The 16,282-nt window shown below is 55.7% G+C and carries 13 protein-coding genes; 10 read left to right on the forward strand and 3 right to left on the reverse strand.

Annotated features, from left to right (window positions below):
- The first annotated feature begins 8 nt into the window (after nucleotides 1-8).
- Genes EH206_RS14530 through hycI form a run of 8 tightly spaced genes read left to right on the forward strand, consistent with a single transcriptional unit; the run spans nucleotide 9 to nucleotide 7,734 of the window.
- Nucleotides 9-1,463, forward strand: coding sequence for a hydrogenase 4 subunit D (locus EH206_RS14530; protein ID WP_009113580.1), 1,455 nt, complete (start codon nucleotides 9-11; stop codon nucleotides 1,461-1,463).
- A 9-nt stretch (nucleotides 1,464-1,472) separates the two neighbouring features.
- The gene (gene hyfE, locus EH206_RS14535) at nucleotides 1,473-2,123 is read left to right on the forward strand and encodes a hydrogenase 4 membrane subunit (protein ID WP_009113581.1); all 651 of its coding nucleotides are present in this window, start codon (nucleotides 1,473-1,475) and stop codon (nucleotides 2,121-2,123) included.
- Nucleotides 2,124-2,128: 5 nt separating this feature from the next.
- Nucleotides 2,129-3,760 carry a hydrogenase 4 subunit F gene (locus tag EH206_RS14540; protein WP_009113582.1) on the forward strand — a complete coding sequence of 544 codons (1,632 nt, stop codon included), beginning with the start codon at nucleotides 2,129-2,131 and terminating at the stop codon, nucleotides 3,758-3,760.
- On the forward strand, nucleotides 3,750-5,489 hold the full coding sequence (locus tag EH206_RS14545) for a hydrogenase large subunit (RefSeq protein WP_009113583.1): 1,740 nt from the start codon (nucleotides 3,750-3,752) through the stop codon (nucleotides 5,487-5,489). Before EH206_RS14540 ends, EH206_RS14545 begins: the two co-directional genes overlap by 11 nt.
- An 11-nt stretch (nucleotides 5,490-5,500) precedes the next feature.
- Nucleotides 5,501-6,085 carry a hydrogenase 4 subunit H gene (gene hyfH / locus EH206_RS14550; RefSeq protein WP_009113584.1) on the forward strand — a complete coding sequence of 195 codons (585 nt, stop codon included), beginning with the start codon at nucleotides 5,501-5,503 and terminating at the stop codon, nucleotides 6,083-6,085.
- Complete coding sequence (locus EH206_RS14555; protein WP_009113585.1) at nucleotides 6,082-6,864, forward strand: NADH-quinone oxidoreductase subunit B family protein; 783 nt, start codon at nucleotides 6,082-6,084, stop codon at nucleotides 6,862-6,864. The genes hyfH and EH206_RS14555 overlap by 4 nt, the downstream gene beginning before the upstream one ends.
- Nucleotides 6,861-7,265 (forward strand): formate hydrogenlyase maturation HycH family protein, encoded by a 405-nt coding sequence (locus EH206_RS14560; protein ID WP_009113586.1) that lies wholly within the window; start codon nucleotides 6,861-6,863, stop codon nucleotides 7,263-7,265. The genes EH206_RS14555 and EH206_RS14560 overlap by 4 nt, the downstream gene beginning before the upstream one ends.
- Nucleotides 7,258-7,734: a hydrogenase maturation peptidase HycI gene (gene hycI / locus EH206_RS14565; RefSeq protein ID WP_009113587.1), complete on the forward strand. Its 477-nt coding sequence runs from the start codon at nucleotides 7,258-7,260 to the stop codon at nucleotides 7,732-7,734. The genes EH206_RS14560 and hycI overlap by 8 nt, the downstream gene beginning before the upstream one ends.
- Before the next feature lie 94 nt (nucleotides 7,735-7,828).
- Here hycI and EH206_RS14570 read toward each other — a convergent pair whose 3' ends face one another.
- Both EH206_RS14570 and EH206_RS14575 read right to left on the reverse strand, forming a co-directional pair.
- On the reverse strand, nucleotides 7,829-9,511 hold the full coding sequence (locus EH206_RS14570; RefSeq protein WP_009113588.1) for a methyl-accepting chemotaxis protein: 1,683 nt from the start codon (nucleotides 9,509-9,511) through the stop codon (nucleotides 7,829-7,831).
- A gap of 350 nt (nucleotides 9,512-9,861) precedes the next feature.
- Nucleotides 9,862-10,563: a lipopolysaccharide core heptose(II) kinase RfaY gene (locus tag EH206_RS14575; RefSeq protein ID WP_009113589.1), complete on the reverse strand. Its 702-nt coding sequence runs from the start codon at nucleotides 10,561-10,563 to the stop codon at nucleotides 9,862-9,864.
- 339 nt (nucleotides 10,564-10,902) lie between these two features.
- Between EH206_RS14575 and EH206_RS14580 the strand changes: the two genes are divergently transcribed.
- Both EH206_RS14580 and fdhF read left to right on the forward strand, forming a co-directional pair.
- Nucleotides 10,903-11,442 carry a 4Fe-4S dicluster domain-containing protein gene (locus tag EH206_RS14580; protein ID WP_009113590.1) on the forward strand — a complete coding sequence of 180 codons (540 nt, stop codon included), beginning with the start codon at nucleotides 10,903-10,905 and terminating at the stop codon, nucleotides 11,440-11,442.
- 35 nt (nucleotides 11,443-11,477) lie between these two features.
- A complete protein-coding gene (gene fdhF / locus EH206_RS14585) occupies nucleotides 11,478-13,628 on the forward strand; it encodes a formate dehydrogenase subunit alpha (RefSeq protein ID WP_009113591.1) in 2,151 nt (716 codons plus the stop codon).
- A 99-nt stretch (nucleotides 13,629-13,727) separates the two neighbouring features.
- Here fdhF and flhA read toward each other — a convergent pair whose 3' ends face one another.
- On the reverse strand, nucleotides 13,728-15,872 hold the full coding sequence (flhA, locus tag EH206_RS14590) for a formate hydrogenlyase transcriptional activator FlhA (RefSeq protein ID WP_136163905.1): 2,145 nt from the start codon (nucleotides 15,870-15,872) through the stop codon (nucleotides 13,728-13,730).
- Nucleotides 15,873-16,282 lie beyond the last annotated feature (410 nt).

The raw sequence follows: 16,282 nt of genomic DNA on the forward strand, positions 1-16,282 counted from the left end.
CATTCATCATGGATATTTTCATCTTAAAGAATGTTGCTCTGGCGACCATCCTGCTGCCGTTTATCGGCGCGCTGCTGATAGCCACCCTGCCGCAGCGCCAGGCTAAAGGACTCTGCGTCCTGTTTGCCCTGCTGGCGACGTTCGGCATGAGCTGGCTGGGCTACGGCTATCTGGCCGGCGGGAAAACGGATCTTGCCTATACCCTCTACCGCTACGGCCAGGCTGAGCTGTTCGGTTTTCTGTTCGACCGCATCAGCCTGCTGATCGGCTTTGCCGTGGTGTTCCTCGGCCTACTGGTCAGCATCTATTCCACGGGCTATCTGACGTTGGGCAACCGGGAACATCCCCACGAAGGCACCAACCGCTATTATGCCTTTCTGCTGGTGTTCATCGGCGCGATGGCCGGCGTCACGCTGTCATCCACCCTGCTGGGACAACTGCTGTTTTTCGAAATCACCGGCGGCTGCTCCTGGGCGCTCATCGGTTATTACCAGCAGCCGAAATCTCTGCGTTCGGCGCTGAAAGCGCTGTTGGTCACGCACATTGCGTCCGTCGGGCTTTATCTGGCGGCGGCTTATCTGTTTGCGCAGACCGGAACCTTCGCGCTGAGCGCGCTGGCGGAGTTGGACGCCAACGGCAAAATCATCGTATTCAGCGGCATTCTGTTCGCCGCCTGGGGGAAATCGGCGCAGTTGCCGCTGCATATGTGGCTGCCCGACGCCATGGAGGCGCCGACGCCGGTCAGCGCTTATCTGCACGCGGCGTCGATGGTGAAAGTCGGCGTCTATATTTTCGCCCGGGCGATCCTCTCCGCCGGGCAGGTGCCGCATATTATCGGCGCGCTCGGCATCGTCATGGCGACCATCACCATGGTGTATGGCTTCATCATGTATTTGCCGCAAAAAGATATGAAGCGGCTGCTGGCCTACTCCACCATTACGCAACTGGCCTACATTTTCTTCGCCCTGTCGCTGGCGACGTTCGGCTCGCGCATGGCGTTCGACGCGGGCGTGGCGTACATCTTCAACCACGCCTTCGCCAAGAGTCTGTTTTTCCTGGTGGCCGGCGCGTTCAGCTACAGCTGCGGCACCCGGATGTTGCCGAAACTGAAAGGCATGATGCGGAAAATGCCGCTGCTGGGCGTCGGATTTTGCGTTGCGGCGTTGGCGATTGCCGGCGTACCGCCGTTTAACGGCTTCTTCAGTAAATTCCCCCTGTTCGCCGCCGGTTTCAGCCTGTCGCGGGAATATGTCTGGCTGCTGCCTTTACTCATTATTTCGCTGATTGAGTCGGTAGCCAGTTTTGCCTGGCTTCTCTACTGGTTCGGCCGCACCGTACCGGGAGAACCGTCCGAAGACGTTGCCGCCGCCATACCCGTACCCTGGGCGATGCAGGGGGTGCTGATGGTGCTGATCGTCATGTCGGTATGTTCAAGCGTTATCGCCGCCATCTGGCTGAACTAAGGATGAATGATGACTGGATCTCTGATCGTTAATAATCTGGCCGGGTTGCTGATTATTACTTCCCTGCTGGTAATCTGCGCCCGACGCCCAACGGTATCGGCCTGCCTGTATGCGCTACAGTCGCTGGTGCTGGTGCTGATTTTCTTCTCGCTGGCCGAATTGCTACAGGCCCGCCAGCTTTATCTGTGGTCCCTGAGCGCGTTTATCACCAAAGTCATACTGGTTCCCGTCATTATGTACCGGGCGTTTCGCAAGCTGGACGACCCGAAAGCCGATGGCGGCGTAGTCGGCCCGGCGGTGATTATCCTGTTGGCGACCCTGATTGTGGTGCTGTGCTACTTCGTGGTCGAACCGGTTAAATTGCCGATGGTCAGCGCGCTGAAACCGGCGCTGGCGGTATCCCTCGGCCACTTCATGATCGGCCTGCTGTGCATTGTCACCCAGCGCAATATCCTCAAACAGGTATTCGGCTACTGCCTGATGGAAAACGGCTCCCACCTGACGCTGGCGCTGCTGGCGCACCGGGCGCCGGAGCTGGTGGAAATCGGCATCGCCACCGACGCGATTTTCGCGGTGATTGTCATGGCCCTGATGGCCCGCAAAATCCACCGCACGCTCAATACGCTCGATGTGCAACAGCTAACCGTGCTGAAGGGGTGAATAACATGACCACTACCGCTCTCCTTCTCACCCTGCTCGCCACCCCGATGGTAACCGCGCTGCTGGCTTTCCTGTGCCGTTTCACCGGCGGTCAGGCGCGCATGCTGGTGAGCATCATCCACCTGCTGGGCATTATCGCCCTGCTGGCTGTTTCCATGCAGCAGGTGTGGCTGGTGTGCCAGAACGGAGAAATTCTGGCCGTAGATAACTGGCTGCATCTGGACAGCCTCAGCGCCCTGTTTTTGTCTATTCTCGGCATCATCGGCTTTCTTACCGGGTTGTACTCCATGGGCTATATGCGCCATGAGGTCGACGGCGGGGAAATCACGGTGACCACCCTGTGCGACTACTACGGCTTCTTTCATCTGTTCCTGTTCACCATGTTGCTGGCGATCACCAGCAACAACCTGATCCTGATGTGGGCCGCCATTGAAGCCACCACGTTGAGCTCCGCCTTTCTGGTCGGCCTCTACGGCCAGCGCTCTTCGCTGGAGGCCGCCTGGAAATACATCATCATCTGTACGGTCGGCGTCGCTTTCGGCCTCTATGGCACCGTGCTGGTGTACGCCAACGCCGCCAGCGTGATGGCGCAACCGGGCGATGCCATCTTCTGGACGGAAGTACTGAAACATGCGGGGGAACTGGACGGTACGCTGATGCACCTGGCGTTTATCTTTATCATCATCGGCTTCGGCACCAAAACCGGCCTGTTCCCGATGCATGCCTGGCTGCCGGATGCGCACAGTGAAGCGCCAAGCCCGACCAGCGCGCTATTGTCCGCGGTTTTGCTGAACTGCGCGCTGCTGGTGATCGTGCGCTATTACATTATCGTCAGCGCCGCTATCGGTTCCGATTTCCCCCGCACGCTGCTGCTGGTGTTCGGCATGCTGTCGGTGGCAGTCGCCGCCTTCCTGATCCTGGTTCAGCGCGATATGAAACGCCTGCTGGCCTATTCCAGCGTTGAAAACATGGGGCTGATCGCCGTTGCGCTGGGGATTGGCGGCCCGCTGGGCATTCTCGCGGCTTTGCTGCATACCCTGAATCACAGCCTGGCGAAAACGCTGCTGTTCTGCGGTTCCGGCAACGTGCTGCTGAAATACGGTACGCGCGATATGGATGCGATTACAGGCATTATGCGCGTCGCCCCGCTCACCGGCGCATTGCTGGCCGGCGGGGCGCTGGCGCTGGGCGGCATGCCGCCGTTCAATATGTTCCTCAGCGAATTTATGACCGTAAGCGCCGGCATCGGCGGCGGCCATCTCTGGCTGGTGATTGCCCTGCTGGTCTTGCTGACCGTGGTGCTGGCCGGGTTGATCAGAATGGTGGCCGGCACCGTGCTGGGCAGCAGCCCGGCGGCGGTCGACAAGGGCGAACTGGGGATCATGACCACCGCGCCGATGGTGCTGCTGCTGATCCTGATGCTGGTCATGGGAACGCATATTCCCCAACCGGTTATCCGCCTGCTGGAAAATGCGACGGCCATCGTGACCAACGCGGCACCGCGCCACGAGATTGAATTAAATAGCCCGTTCCCGCAGCCCTGGCTGCGCACCGCGGACGGCGGCACAACCGGACTTCACACCGCTGAACATTCAGCGCCAACCCCTTCCCGTCAGGAGACGTATCGTGATCAATGATCCCCCAGCTTCCAGCCAGGTATCCCATACTGACAAACTCGGCGCCGGTTATGCCGCGCAGGTCAGACAGCGATTCCCGGCGGCCATTCTGGAGGAAGAGTGGCAAACATCGAATCAGCTGACCCTGAGCGTCAAACTGAATATGCTGCCGGAGGTGGTTGAATTTCTTTACTACCAGCAGGGAGGATGGCTGCCCGTGCTGTTTGGCAACGATGAACGTTCACTGAACGGCTATTTCGCCGTTTACTACGTGCTGTCGATGGAAGAAGGCGAAAAGTGCTGGGTGATTGTCAAAGCGCTGGTCAACCCGGACAACCCGGAGTTTCCCTCCGTCACGCCCCGCGTACCGGCGGCCGTGTGGGGAGAACGCGAAGTGCGCGATATGTATGGTCTGATCCCGGTCGGCTTACCGGATGAACGCCGGCTGGTGCTGCCCGACGACTGGCCGGACGATCTCTATCCGCTGCGCAAGGATGCCATGGATTATCGCCAGCGGCCGGCGCCGACCCGCGATGACGAATGCTACACGTTTACCAATGAAGCCACCGGCGCCACCCGGGTGGTGCCCATCGGGCCGCTGCACATCACCTCGGATGAACCCGGCCACTTCCGTCTGTTCGTCGACGGAGAGCAGATTATCGATGCGGACTATCGCCTGTTCTACGTACACCGGGGCATGGAAAAGCTGGCGGAAACGCGCATGGGTTATAACGAAGTGACCTTCCTGTCGGACCGGGTGTGCGGTATTTGCGGCTTTACCCACAGCGTGGCTTACTCCTCATCCATCGAAAATGCGTTAGGTATCGTGGTTCCGCCGCGGGCGCACAGTATCCGCAGCATTCTGTTGGAAGTAGAACGCCTGCACAGCCATCTGCTGAACATCGGGCTTTCCAGCCACTTTTCCGGTTTCGATACCGGTTTTATGCAGTTTTTCCGCATCCGGGAAAAGTCGATGACCATTGCGGAAATGCTGACCGGCGCGCGCAAAACCTACGGACTGAATCTGATTGGCGGCATCCGCCGCGATATTCTGAAAGACGACAGGCTGAAAACCATCAGGCTGATCCGCGAGATGCGCACCGAGGTCAGCCAGTTGACCGATATGCTGCTCAACACGCCCAATATGCTACAGCGTACTCAAGGCATTGGTATTCTGGACAAAAAAGTCGCCCGCGATTACAGCCCGGTCGGGCCGATGATCCGCGCCAGCGGTTTTAAGCGGGATATGCGCGTCGACCACCCCTACGCGGGCTATCGGGATTTGCCGATGGAGCTGCATCATCTGGATGCGGGCGATGTCTATTCCCGCGTGCTGGTCCGGGTGCGGGAGGTATTCACCTCGATGGCGATGATTGAATACGGTCTGGACAACCTGCCGCAAGGCTCATTGCTCAACGAAGATTTCACCTATCGGCCGCACAAATTCGCCTTGGGCTTTACGGAAGCGCCGCGCGGCGAAGACATTCACTGGAGTATGACCGGCGACAACCAGAAACTGTTCCGCTGGCGCTGCCGCGCCGCCACCTACGCCAACTGGCCGGTGCTGCGCTATATGCTGCGCGGCAATACCGTTTCCGATGCGCCGCTGATTATCGGCAGTCTGGATCCCTGTTACTCCTGTACCGACCGGGTGACGCTTATCGACGTGCGCAAACAGAAAATCACCACGGTGCCTTATAAAGAAATGGAACGTTACGGCCTGGAACGCACCCGTTCGCCGCTCAAGTAGAGGGATGAATCATGCTGAAACTGTTTAAAACCATCCTCAAGGCCGGCAACAGTACGGTGAAATACCCGTTTAAACCGCTGGACGTTCCAACGGGATTTCGCGGCAAACCACAGTACGACGCCAAACAATGCATCGCCTGCGCCGCCTGCACCATGGCTTGCCCGCCGAACGCGCTGACGATGGAAAACGACGTCGTCAACGGCACCCGTACCTGGCAGCTGTTTCTCGGGCGCTGCATCTTCTGCGGACGCTGCGAGGAAGTGTGCCCGACCCGCGCCATTGTGCTGTCGCAGGAGTTTGAAATGGCCGTCGCCAGCAAGGCCGATCTCTATCAGCGGGCGACCTTTAACCTGTTGAACTGCCACGTTTGCCGCCGTCCTTTTGCGCCGCAAAAAGAGGTGGAATACGTCATGGCGCTGATGGCGCAGTCCGGCCTGTCCGAAGAAGAGGCGGCGGCGCGGCGCAATCAGTTTGCAACCTGTCCCGAATGCAAACGCAAACAGAATATGGACAACAAAGACAATGTGATGCTGAGCCGCTATGTTCAATCGACGGCCGGCGGCGCTCCGGCGACGATCAAAGGGAGCAAATCATGAGTACTCACGCCGATCACTACCGGAGCACGCCGATCGTATTGGATGAACAGGCGCAACAGCTGAAAAAAACGCTGCTGAAGGATATCCAACGTTCGGCCTACGTTTACCGCGTCGACTGCGGCGGCTGCAACGGGTGTGAAATAGAGATTTTCGCCGCCATTACCCCGGTGTTCGACGCCGAACGTTTTGGCATCAAAGTGGTGGCCTCGCCCCGTCATGCCGACATTCTGCTGTTTACCGGGGCGGTGACCCGCGCCATGCGAACCCCTGCGCTGCGCGCCTATGAGTCCGCGCCCGATCCTAAAATCTGTATCTCTTACGGCGCCTGCGGCTGCGGCGGCGGCATCTTCCACGACCTGTATTGCGTCTGGGGCGGCAGCGACGCCATCGTGCCGATCGACGTTTATATTCCCGGCTGTCCGCCGACGCCCGCCGCCACGCTCTATGGATTCGCGGTCGCGCTCGGCCTGCTGGAACAAAAGCTTCACGGCAGCGCATATCAGCAGGAAGAGGATGAAAAAGCGGCCTTGATTCATTCCGCCGTGCCGCCGGATCTGCGCGTATTGCTGGAACGGGAAGCCCGACGAATGGCGGGATACCGTCAGGGACGGGAAATCTGCGACGCCTTCCTGGCCCGGCTGAAAAATCAATCGCCGGACGGTTTCGATCAACGTATCAACGATTGGCTGCAACCGCATAACGACCCACGGCTGAATGAAATCGTCGGGCGGTTGCAACAAATTTACCTGTCGCTGCTTAGGGGGGAGCGCTGCCGATGAACAGTCAGGCGATTTTCTACGCGCTGAATCAGAAGTTCCTCGACAGCAAGGACAAGGTGCCGGAGCAGGCGCAACAGGTAATATATTACTCGTTGGCGATCGGCCATCACGTCGGGGTGATCGACTGTTTGCAACGAATACTGACCTGTCCGTTCGCGGATTATCAACGCTGGATCGGCCAACTCCCCGACGGCGAGGCGCGGCGTAAAATGGCCGGATTGATGAAGTTCGGCGAGATCGTCATCGATAGCAGTCACACCCAACTGCTGGGACCGGCTTTCAGCCGCTTAGCCGACGGAGAGGACGCCTGGCCCGACTGGACCAACACCCTGCTCGCTTATCTACAGGCGATTGAACGGGAAAGCGCGCTCTATTTAATGGTGAAACGGATTGATGACTGAACCTAACCAACGTACCGACAATATGGTGCTCGCCGTCGGCAACAGCATGATGGGGGACGATGGCGCCGGGCCGTTGCTGGCCGAGCGCATGGCGCAAAATCCGGTTGCCGGCTGGTCGGCGATCGACGGCGGCGCCGTTCCGGAGAATACGGTGCACCAGATCCGCGCCCTGCGGCCCAAACGGTTGCTGGTGGTGGACGCCAGCGATATGGGGTTGGCGCCGGGTGAAATACGTATTGTCGATCCGGCGCGTATCGCCGAAGACCTGCTGATGAACACCCACAATCTGCCGCTGAATTTCCTCATCGACCAGTTGAAAAACGATATTCCCGAGGTGATTTTCGTCGGCATTCAGCCCGCGCTGGCGGCGTTCTATTTTCCGCTCAGCGCGGAGGTGGAACGGGCGGTGGAACAGATTTACCAGCGGCTGGCGAACTGGCAAAAGAATGGCGGATTTCAGAAATTGTGAAGATTTTCCTTAATGCGCACTAACCATGCGCATTAAGGCCTGTATTAACAATCAATAAAATGATAAACAAAAACCGCGGCGACGAGCGGTCAAATCAGAATTTTTCCCAGCCGCTGTCGCCGTGGCTGCTGGCGCTCAACAATTGCGTATTTTCCCTCACCATCACCGGATGTTTCAGCGGCGTGTTCAACGCGTCGTACTGTTCCGTGCCCGGCAGACAATCATCATTCCCAAGCTGGAAAACATCCACCGCCGCCGCCAGCTCGCTTGTCTGCCGGTCCAGTTTGGCGGCGGACTCCGCCGATTGCAGCACCAGCGCGGCATTCTGCTGCGTTACGCCGTCTATTTCATGGATTGCCTGGCTAATCTGGCCGATGCCGCGGGTTTGCTCATCGGTAGCGGCGGCAATTTCACCGATCAAATCGTTGAGATGATCAATGGCGGTAATAATGGCTTCCATCGCCTCGCCGGATTGCCTGACCAGACCCGCACCGGCGGAAACCCGGGATACCGACTCGGCGATCAGGGCATCAATTTCTTTCGCCGCCTGAGCGCTGCGCTGCGCCAGCGTGCGGACTTCACCGGCCACCACCGCGAATCCCCGGCCCTGCTCCCCGGCCCGGGCAGCTTCAACCGCCGCGTTAAGCGCCAGAATATTGGTCTGGAAGGCAATATCGTTAATCACCGTGGTAATATCGGCAATCTTGCGCGAACTGGCGCTAATGTCATCCATGGTGACCATAACGCTATTGCTGATTTCACCGCCTCTTTTCGCGACATCGGAGGCGTTCTGCGCCAGCCCGCGCGCCTGATGGACGTTCTCTGAGGTTTGTTTCACCGTTGAGCTGATCTGTTCCATGCTGGCCGCGGTTTGCTGCAATGCGGCGGCCTGCTGTTCGGTCCGGCCGGAAAGATCGTCATTACCGTGCTTGATATGGGTGGTGCCGCTATCAATAGCCGTGGCGCTTTGGCGAATGGCGGTGACCGTATCACGTAAGCTTTGCTGCAACCTTTTGATATCAGGAATCAGGCGACCCGCACAGTTACGACCGAATTCCACCAGATCGCATCCCAACCGGCCCGCCGTCAGCTGCGCCAGATGCGACTTAAGCACCCCTATCGGCATAACCAGATAATTCCTCAAATAATAGTCGGTAAACAGCAGCACCGCGATGCCGATAATAATGCTGGCAATCAGTACGTTTCGATTATGAATGTTGTACTCATTCACCAGCGGAATAAATTCCGCGGCGGTAATTTGGTCGGTGTATTTTTTAATATCGACGCCGAAGGCCAAACTGATCGGCGGATAAACACTACGGAATATCTGACGGAATTCCTCGATGTTATTCCGTTGCAACGCGTTGTTCATGGGATCGATCGCCTCGGATATTAACCGCGACCAGTTATTGGTAATGTCAGCAAGGGTGGCGTTTCCCACCCCGATATGCTCCCCGGCTTTAAATTTTTCCAACGATTCTTTGCTATTTTTTATCGCCGACTGAGCCATATCCAGTGTTTTTCGCGCATTTTCCGGATCATTTTTCTGTAAATAATCCATTGTCCGTTCCATGCGGGTAATCGCCCGGAAATACTGATCGCTGCCATAGACCAGATAAGAGTAAGTTTTGCGCTGCACTTCGTTTTTATTAAGTAAATCAGTTGTATGATACAGAGAATACAGGCTGTATCCTGATGCGATACCCCAAATCATCAGCAGGAATGCCACAATAATTAGCACCATAACTCTTATGCTGATATTCTTTAGAAAGCTCATAGTAAACCTCATAAAGTTATAAAATAGTTTCCATACCAGATCCAGATTTGGAAACTATTTTGTATTTTGATCATTGCTGTGTCCTCCCAGCGGCGCGCATCGACAAGCCAAACGGACCCTCAGGCATATCAAAACGCCCGATTCAGCAGTCGTGCAGCAAAAAAGCCGAGATACCCAGAGGTCGGTTAATGAAAGTTAGCCTGTCTCCCCTGTAGCGGAGATAAATAAAGTATAGGCACGAATAGATAAAATGAGGGGGGGGTTAGCGCAATTCATATCAACTTATCTACTACCATACCCCGCCTGCGCAATAGTAAGGGCGCGGCAGGGTTACGGCAGTAAAGCCATGACTAATGCTTTTTACCGCGTATTTTTCTGGAGAAATCACGAAATCTGTTGCGCAGGCCGATAAGATAATAAATGAGATTGTTGATTTTTAAATCGATGTCATAAAACTTTTTCAAGGCAAAGGCATCGTTCACCTGACAAATTGACAGACTGCCGGCGTCAGACAAATCAATAATACGCAGTCCGTGGTCGGTGAGAATAATATTGCCGGGATGGATATCGTTGGAGGCCAGCCGGTGATCGTGCAAATCTTCCACGCAGGCTTTGATTTCATCTTTATAAGGCGAAAAATCACCCAGTTCGGCCAGCGGCCTGCCTTCCACATACTCCGCCAGGATGTAGGTTTCCACCGCTTCGCGATGTCTGACCTTTTCGGCGACGGCATAAATATCCGCCGTTTTGGTACAGCCTTGTTCGCGCGCCACGGCCACGCGGTACATTAATCTGGAGTAATACGGACCGAAGATAAAACGGGACAGGCGTTTCTCCAGCCGGGGATCCCGCTCCCGCTCCCATTTCAGCACATATCTGGTGCCATTAACCTCTAGCAAATAGACCTTGCGCTCTGCACTGCCGCTGTTAAGTAACTTATAGCCGATTTTCCCCGCGCAAAAATCGGCTAAGATTCGGACGTAGGTCCCGCATCGGGACTTTTCATAGACATGAAAGCCATTTATTTCTCTTTTGATTATGGTTTCCGGCATAACAATACCTGACGTTACTATTTATAGTGCCAGGCGAAATATACGCTTCAGTGTGACAGTTTTTTGACATAAATTGCCATTGATACCTCCTTGCTCCGATTGTTTGAGCGACATCATATTTTTTCGTCAAATCTGCCGAAATAGCGTTCCCGTCGTCGTCACCGTTGACGCTCACGCCATGTTTCACGGCAAAGAATAATAATAAATAATTAATATTCAATACATTAGTAACCGCATATCACTATTGGCATAAAGCCTGCTTATTGGCGGCGATGTGCCGCCGCATCGATATGTCGACACAACGATTTTTTCACCTGCACTCAGGTCGGAGACGATGTCATGAACCGGTTCGTTATTACAGATCCCTGGAAATGTATTGGCTGTCGCACATGCGAAGTCGCCTGTGCGCTGTCCCACAGCGACGGTAAGGCCGCATTATCCTCAGAAAACTTTTTACCGCGCCTCAGGGTCGTTAAAGGGCTGAATATCAGCACCACGATTCAGTGCCGCCAGTGTGAGGATGCGCCATGCGCCATCGTGTGCCCGAACGGCGCCATCACCCATGCGAACGACCGTATTAAGGTACAGCAGGAAAAATGTATCGGCTGTAAGACCTGTGTGGTGGCTTGCCCTTACGGCGCCATGACCGTGATCAGTAAACCTGTTGCCCGCATCAGCCATTATCAGGTACTGAGCAGTCATATAAAAGCCGAGGCGCAGAAATGCGATCTTTGCGATAAGCGCGCAGCGGGACCGGCGTGCGTTGAGGTTTGCCCGACGAAAGCATTACGGATGTTCAGCCGTGATGATATTCAGGCCATGATCCAACAAAAACAACGGCGTGCGGCGCTTGATGAAGCCGCAGGAATGCAATTCTGAACAGCGCCATAAAGAGACGCTGAAGGAGAATCATCATGCAAAAAGTGATCACCGTCTGCCCATATTGCGGGTCAGGCTGCAAAATTAACCTGCTGGTGGAAAACGGCAAGGTGGTCGGCGCGGAGGGCGCCAACGGCGTCACCAATGAAGGCGAACTGTGCCTGAAAGGCTATTACGGCTGGGATTTCCTTAACGACACCAAATTATTGACGCCGCGGCTGAAACGACCGCTGATTCGGCGCCAAAAAGGCGCGCCGTTTGAAGCGGTCTCCTGGGATGAGGCGATTGCGTTCGCCAGTTCCCGACTGAAATCCATCAAAGAGAAGTACGGCGCGGAATCCATTATGCATACCGGTTCTTCCCGCGGTCCCGGCAATGAAACCAACTATGTGATGCAAAAATTCGCCCGCGCCGTTACCGGCAACAACAATGTCGACTGCTGCGCCCGCGTTTGCCACGGTCCTTCCGTCGCCGGTTTACAGGTCACGCTGGGCAATGGGGCGATGAGTAACTCCATCTGCGAAATCGAGCATACCGAATGTATTCTGGTGTTCGGCTATAACGCCGCAGACTCGCACCCTATCGTTGCCCGCCGCATCCTGAAAGCCAAAGAGCGCGGCGCCAAAATCATCGTCTGCGACCCGCGCCGCATCGAAACCGCGCGTATCGCCGATCTCTGGCTGCCGCTGAAAAACGGCTCCAATATGGCGCTGGTCAACGCCTTTGCCAACGTGCTGATTAATGAGGGTCTTTATAACAGGGAGTATGTGGCGCGCCATACGGAAGGATTTAAGGAATATAGCCAGATCGTCGCCAAATACACGCCGGAATACGTAGCGGACATCACCGGCCTGTCGCCGCAGTTGATCCGTGATGCAATGCGCATGTACGCCGCCGCGCCATCGGCAACCATTCTGTGGGGCATGGGCGTAACCCAGTGGGGCCAAGGCGTTGACGTGGTGAAAGGATTGTCGGGACTGGCGCTGATAACAGGAAACCTGGGACGTCCCAACGTGGGCGTTGGTCCGGTGCGTGGTCAAAACAACGTACAGGGCGCCTGCGATATGGGCGCCCTGCCGAATGTCTTCCCCGGTTATCAAAAAGTCACCGATGAAGAGGCGCGCGCCAAATTCGCCAAAGCCTGGGGAGTGCCGAACCTGCCGGATAAAATCGGCTATTCACTTACTGATGTGCCGCACAAGATCAAAGAAGGAAAAATCAGAGCTAATTATGTGATGGGCGAAGATCCGCTGCAAACCGAACCGGATCTCTCCATGATGCGCGAAGCGTTCAACGAGCTGGAATTGCTGATCGTACAGGATATCTTTATGACCAAAACCGCGGCGGTGGCCGACGTGATTCTGCCCGCGACCTCCTGGGGCGAACACGAAGGGGTTTATTCCGCCGCCGACCGCGGCTTCCAACGCTTTTACAAGGCGGTAGAACCTATAGGGGATGTCAAACCCGACTGGGAAATCATCAGCCTGATGGCGACCGCGCTCGGCTATCCGATGCACTATAACAGCACCCAGGAAATCTGGGATGAACTGCGCCATTTATGCCCGCTCTATTACGGGGCGACCTACGAGAAAATGGCCGGCCTGGGATACCTTCCGTGGCCGTGCGCCACCGAGGATAGCCCCGGCACGCCATGGCTATACGCAGGCAACCAGTTTGACCGTCCCGGCGGCAAAGGCCTGCTGTTCGCTACCGAATGGCGGCCGCCAATGGAGCTGGTGGATGAAAGCTACCCGCTGGTGCTGTGTACCGTGCGTGAAGTCGGCCACTACTCCTGCCGTTCGATGACCGGTAACTGTAGCGCGCTGCAAACGCTGGCGGACGAACCCGGTTACGTTCAGGTCAACCCTGAAGACGCCGAACGACTGGGCCTGAGCGATCAGCATCTAGCCTGGATTTCCTCCCGGCGCGGCAAGGTCATAAGCCGCGTGTCCGTCAGTGAGCGGGTCAATAAAGGCGCGGTGTATATGACCTATCAATGGTGGATTGGCGCCTGCAACGAGCTGACGCTGGATCACCTCGATCCGATTTCCAAAACCCCGGAATATAAATATTGCGCGGTGAAACTGGAAGCGATTGAGAACCAGCTGTGGGCGGAAAACTATGTCCAGCAGGAATATAGCCAGTTGAAAGCCCATCTGCGCAAAACCGCGGAGGAAGTGAATTAACCCTGCGCGGCCGGAGATGCCGGCCGCTATCCGCAACGGGAGCGGCGGTTAAAACGGCGTCGCCGATTCGGCGCCTGCCGGAAATGTGAGAGAATGAATTCACTCCACGCGCTCGATGCTCTTGGCCGAGATCCCCATACGCTGCATGCGCGATAGCAGTGTCGTGCGCTTCAAACCCAGTTTCGCCGCCGCGCCTTTTGGCCCGGCGACAATGCCGTTGGTTTCTCTCAGCACCCGGATAATCCGCTGGCGTTCCGACTCTTCTTTCTTATCTTCCGCTATGGGAACCGCCGCCGGCGCAGCGGGTTTGGGCGTTTCCAACGGAGAGAGGTGGTGTTGCAACTCGGCCAACTGCAAATTCAGCGTGGTCCCTTTGGTGAGGATCACCGCCCTTTCAATCACATTCTCCAGCTCGCGCACATTCCCCGGCCAGGGGAGCCGGCTTAGCTGACGCAGTATTTCACTGGGAATGTTGTCAATGCCCCGATTCATCCGGCGCGCAATCTTGCGGGTGAAAAACTTCGCCAGCAGCGGAATGTCTTCCGGCCTTTCGCGCAGCGGCGGTATCACGATAGGAAAAACATTCAGGCGATAATAGAGATCGCTGCGGTATTCCCGAACGGCCACCATCTGTTTCAAATCACGGTTGGTGGCAGCAATCAGCCGCACGTCTACCGGAATAACTTTACTGCCGCCCAGCCGTTCGATCTCCCGCTCCTGCAATACGCGCAGCAGTTTGGGCTGTAGCTCCAGGGGAATATCGCCGACTTCATCCAGAAACAGCGTGCTGCCGTCCGCCATTTCAAAACGTCCCTGCCGCTGATTCGTGGCGCCGGTAAAAGCCCCTTTTTCATGTCCGAACAGATCGCTTTCCAATAATCCGCAAGGTATCGCCGCACAGTTCATTTTCACCATGCCTTTGCCTTTACGCCGACTCAGACGATGGATCGCTCTGGCAATCAACTCTTTCCCGGTGCCGGTTTCTCCCAGAATAAGCACGGTACTGTCGCTGCCGGCCACCATTTCCACCTGTTCAAGCACCTGGCGGATCGCCGCACTGCGACCGATAATTTCACCAAAGGCCTCCCCACCCAGACGTTGGGAATGTTCGGTCAACTGCTCCGTCAGATAGAAGTTTTCATGAATCAGGCTGTCTTTCAGACGGGTGATCTGCTCATAGGCCAGCGCGTTATCCAGCGCGATGGCGATGCGCGACGCAATCTGGCGCAGTAATTTCATGTCCGCGTCATTGAACGATAAAGCTCGGTGAGCCAGTTCCAGAACGCCCAGAACACGATTGCCGCACGCCAGAGGAAGCAGGCAGGCATGTTTTAGTCCGCGGTCAAACCATTGCGCCAGATAACGCGGCCCGCCGGGCTGGATAGTCCGCTCACGATTATCGATCAGCATGGCTTCATTGTTGCGCATAACTTCAGCCGCCGGCGTTTCCGCCAGCGCCAGTTCTCCCTCGCCTGAGCGCGGCGCATGCCCGGCAAGGTAATGCGTGGCGTAATACTTCAGCGTTTTATCGTCGTCATCCCGTAATGCCAGCGCCACAAAGTCGACACTGAAAAAAAGATGGATCTGCTTTGAAACCTCCCGCGCCAGCGCTTGCGGTTCCCGCATGGAAATAACGGTATTGGTCACATCGACCAGAATGCGGAAATGGTCGCGCTCATGACGCAGTTTCTCTTCTTCCTGCCGGGCCAGCTCTCGTTCGCTGATATTCTCCAGCGCCAGCGTAATCACCGCGGACAGCGCCTGGAAAAAAGTAATCTCGCTGTCGTCGAACCGGCTGCCGTCGGTTTTGATAAACTCGACGCCACCCAATGCGCGGTGCGGCGTCAATAAGGGCAGTTGGCAATAATCGCTAAGTCCGGCATAGGCGGGTTGATCGCTAAGATGGGGAAAGTCGCGTCGGAAACAGGCCTGGTCGCAATGCAGCGGCGTACGGGTACGCCATACCGTGCCGCCGGGTCCATCCAATAACAGCAGGGCGTCCTCACTACAGAGTGTTTTATCCGCCTCGCGATCGCGGCGATAAAACAAGGTTTGATTATGCAATGGATCGATCAACAACAGATTGACCCGCCCAAAGCGCACCACCGAAAAAGATAAACTATCCAGCGCCTGTAACACGGCATCGATACTACGCTGTTGCAACAATGTCTGTGATATTTTCAGCAAGGTATCCTGCCACAGGATTGATAACCGTGATGGAGAATCACTCAGTCGCATCGCCATAACCACCACAATAAAATCATCATTAACAATAAGGATAATAGTGTAGGGACTAACCGAAAGAAAACCCACGTTGTCGCGTCAATAGATTGATCTGAATCGTGGTTAGCCGCCATGAATAACAATTTGCGCCGCCCCTAAATAATAATAAGAACCATTTACTTACTTTACTTTCAATAAATCGCCGACGGCCGGATTTTATTTTAATTCATGCGCCGAATATCATAAATCATCGCCATGGCGTAACCACAGCCGTTAATTAACATAAACATCACTTTTATTTATCATTGAAAATACAAATATTCTTCTCGTCGCCACCTTACCTCGCAGGGAGAAGCGTGCGGACAAAATTCTATTTATTGTTAATCGTCTTATTATTATAAGTAAATCTGATAATACGGTAAGCCTGTGAT

The organism is Brenneria nigrifluens DSM 30175 = ATCC 13028, assembly GCF_005484965.1.
GTDB lineage: Bacteria > Pseudomonadota > Gammaproteobacteria > Enterobacterales > Enterobacteriaceae > Brenneria > Brenneria nigrifluens.

Excerpts from the sequence above, each read along its gene's own strand:
- EH206_RS14530 (WP_009113580.1), top strand. The coding sequence starts at position 9 with ATGGATATTTTCATCTTAAAGAATGTTGCTCTGGCGACCATCCTGCTG.
- hyfE (WP_009113581.1), top strand. The coding sequence starts at position 1,473 with ATGACTGGATCTCTGATCGTTAATAATCTGGCCGGGTTGCTGATTATT.
- EH206_RS14540 (WP_009113582.1), top strand. The coding sequence starts at position 2,129 with ATGACCACTACCGCTCTCCTTCTCACCCTGCTCGCCACCCCGATGGTA.
- hyfH (WP_009113584.1), top strand. The coding sequence starts at position 5,501 with ATGCTGAAACTGTTTAAAACCATCCTCAAGGCCGGCAACAGTACGGTG.
- EH206_RS14555 (WP_009113585.1), top strand. The coding sequence starts at position 6,082 with ATGAGTACTCACGCCGATCACTACCGGAGCACGCCGATCGTATTGGAT.
- EH206_RS14560 (WP_009113586.1), top strand. The coding sequence starts at position 6,861 with ATGAACAGTCAGGCGATTTTCTACGCGCTGAATCAGAAGTTCCTCGAC.
- hycI (WP_009113587.1), top strand. The coding sequence starts at position 7,258 with ATGACTGAACCTAACCAACGTACCGACAATATGGTGCTCGCCGTCGGC.
- EH206_RS14570 (WP_009113588.1), bottom strand. The coding sequence starts at position 9,511 with ATGAGCTTTCTAAAGAATATCAGCATAAGAGTTATGGTGCTAATTATT.
- EH206_RS14575 (WP_009113589.1), bottom strand. The coding sequence starts at position 10,563 with ATGCCGGAAACCATAATCAAAAGAGAAATAAATGGCTTTCATGTCTAT.
- EH206_RS14580 (WP_009113590.1), top strand. The coding sequence starts at position 10,903 with ATGAACCGGTTCGTTATTACAGATCCCTGGAAATGTATTGGCTGTCGC.
- fdhF (WP_009113591.1), top strand. The coding sequence starts at position 11,478 with ATGCAAAAAGTGATCACCGTCTGCCCATATTGCGGGTCAGGCTGCAAA.
- flhA (WP_136163905.1), bottom strand. The coding sequence starts at position 15,872 with ATGGCGATGCGACTGAGTGATTCTCCATCACGGTTATCAATCCTGTGG.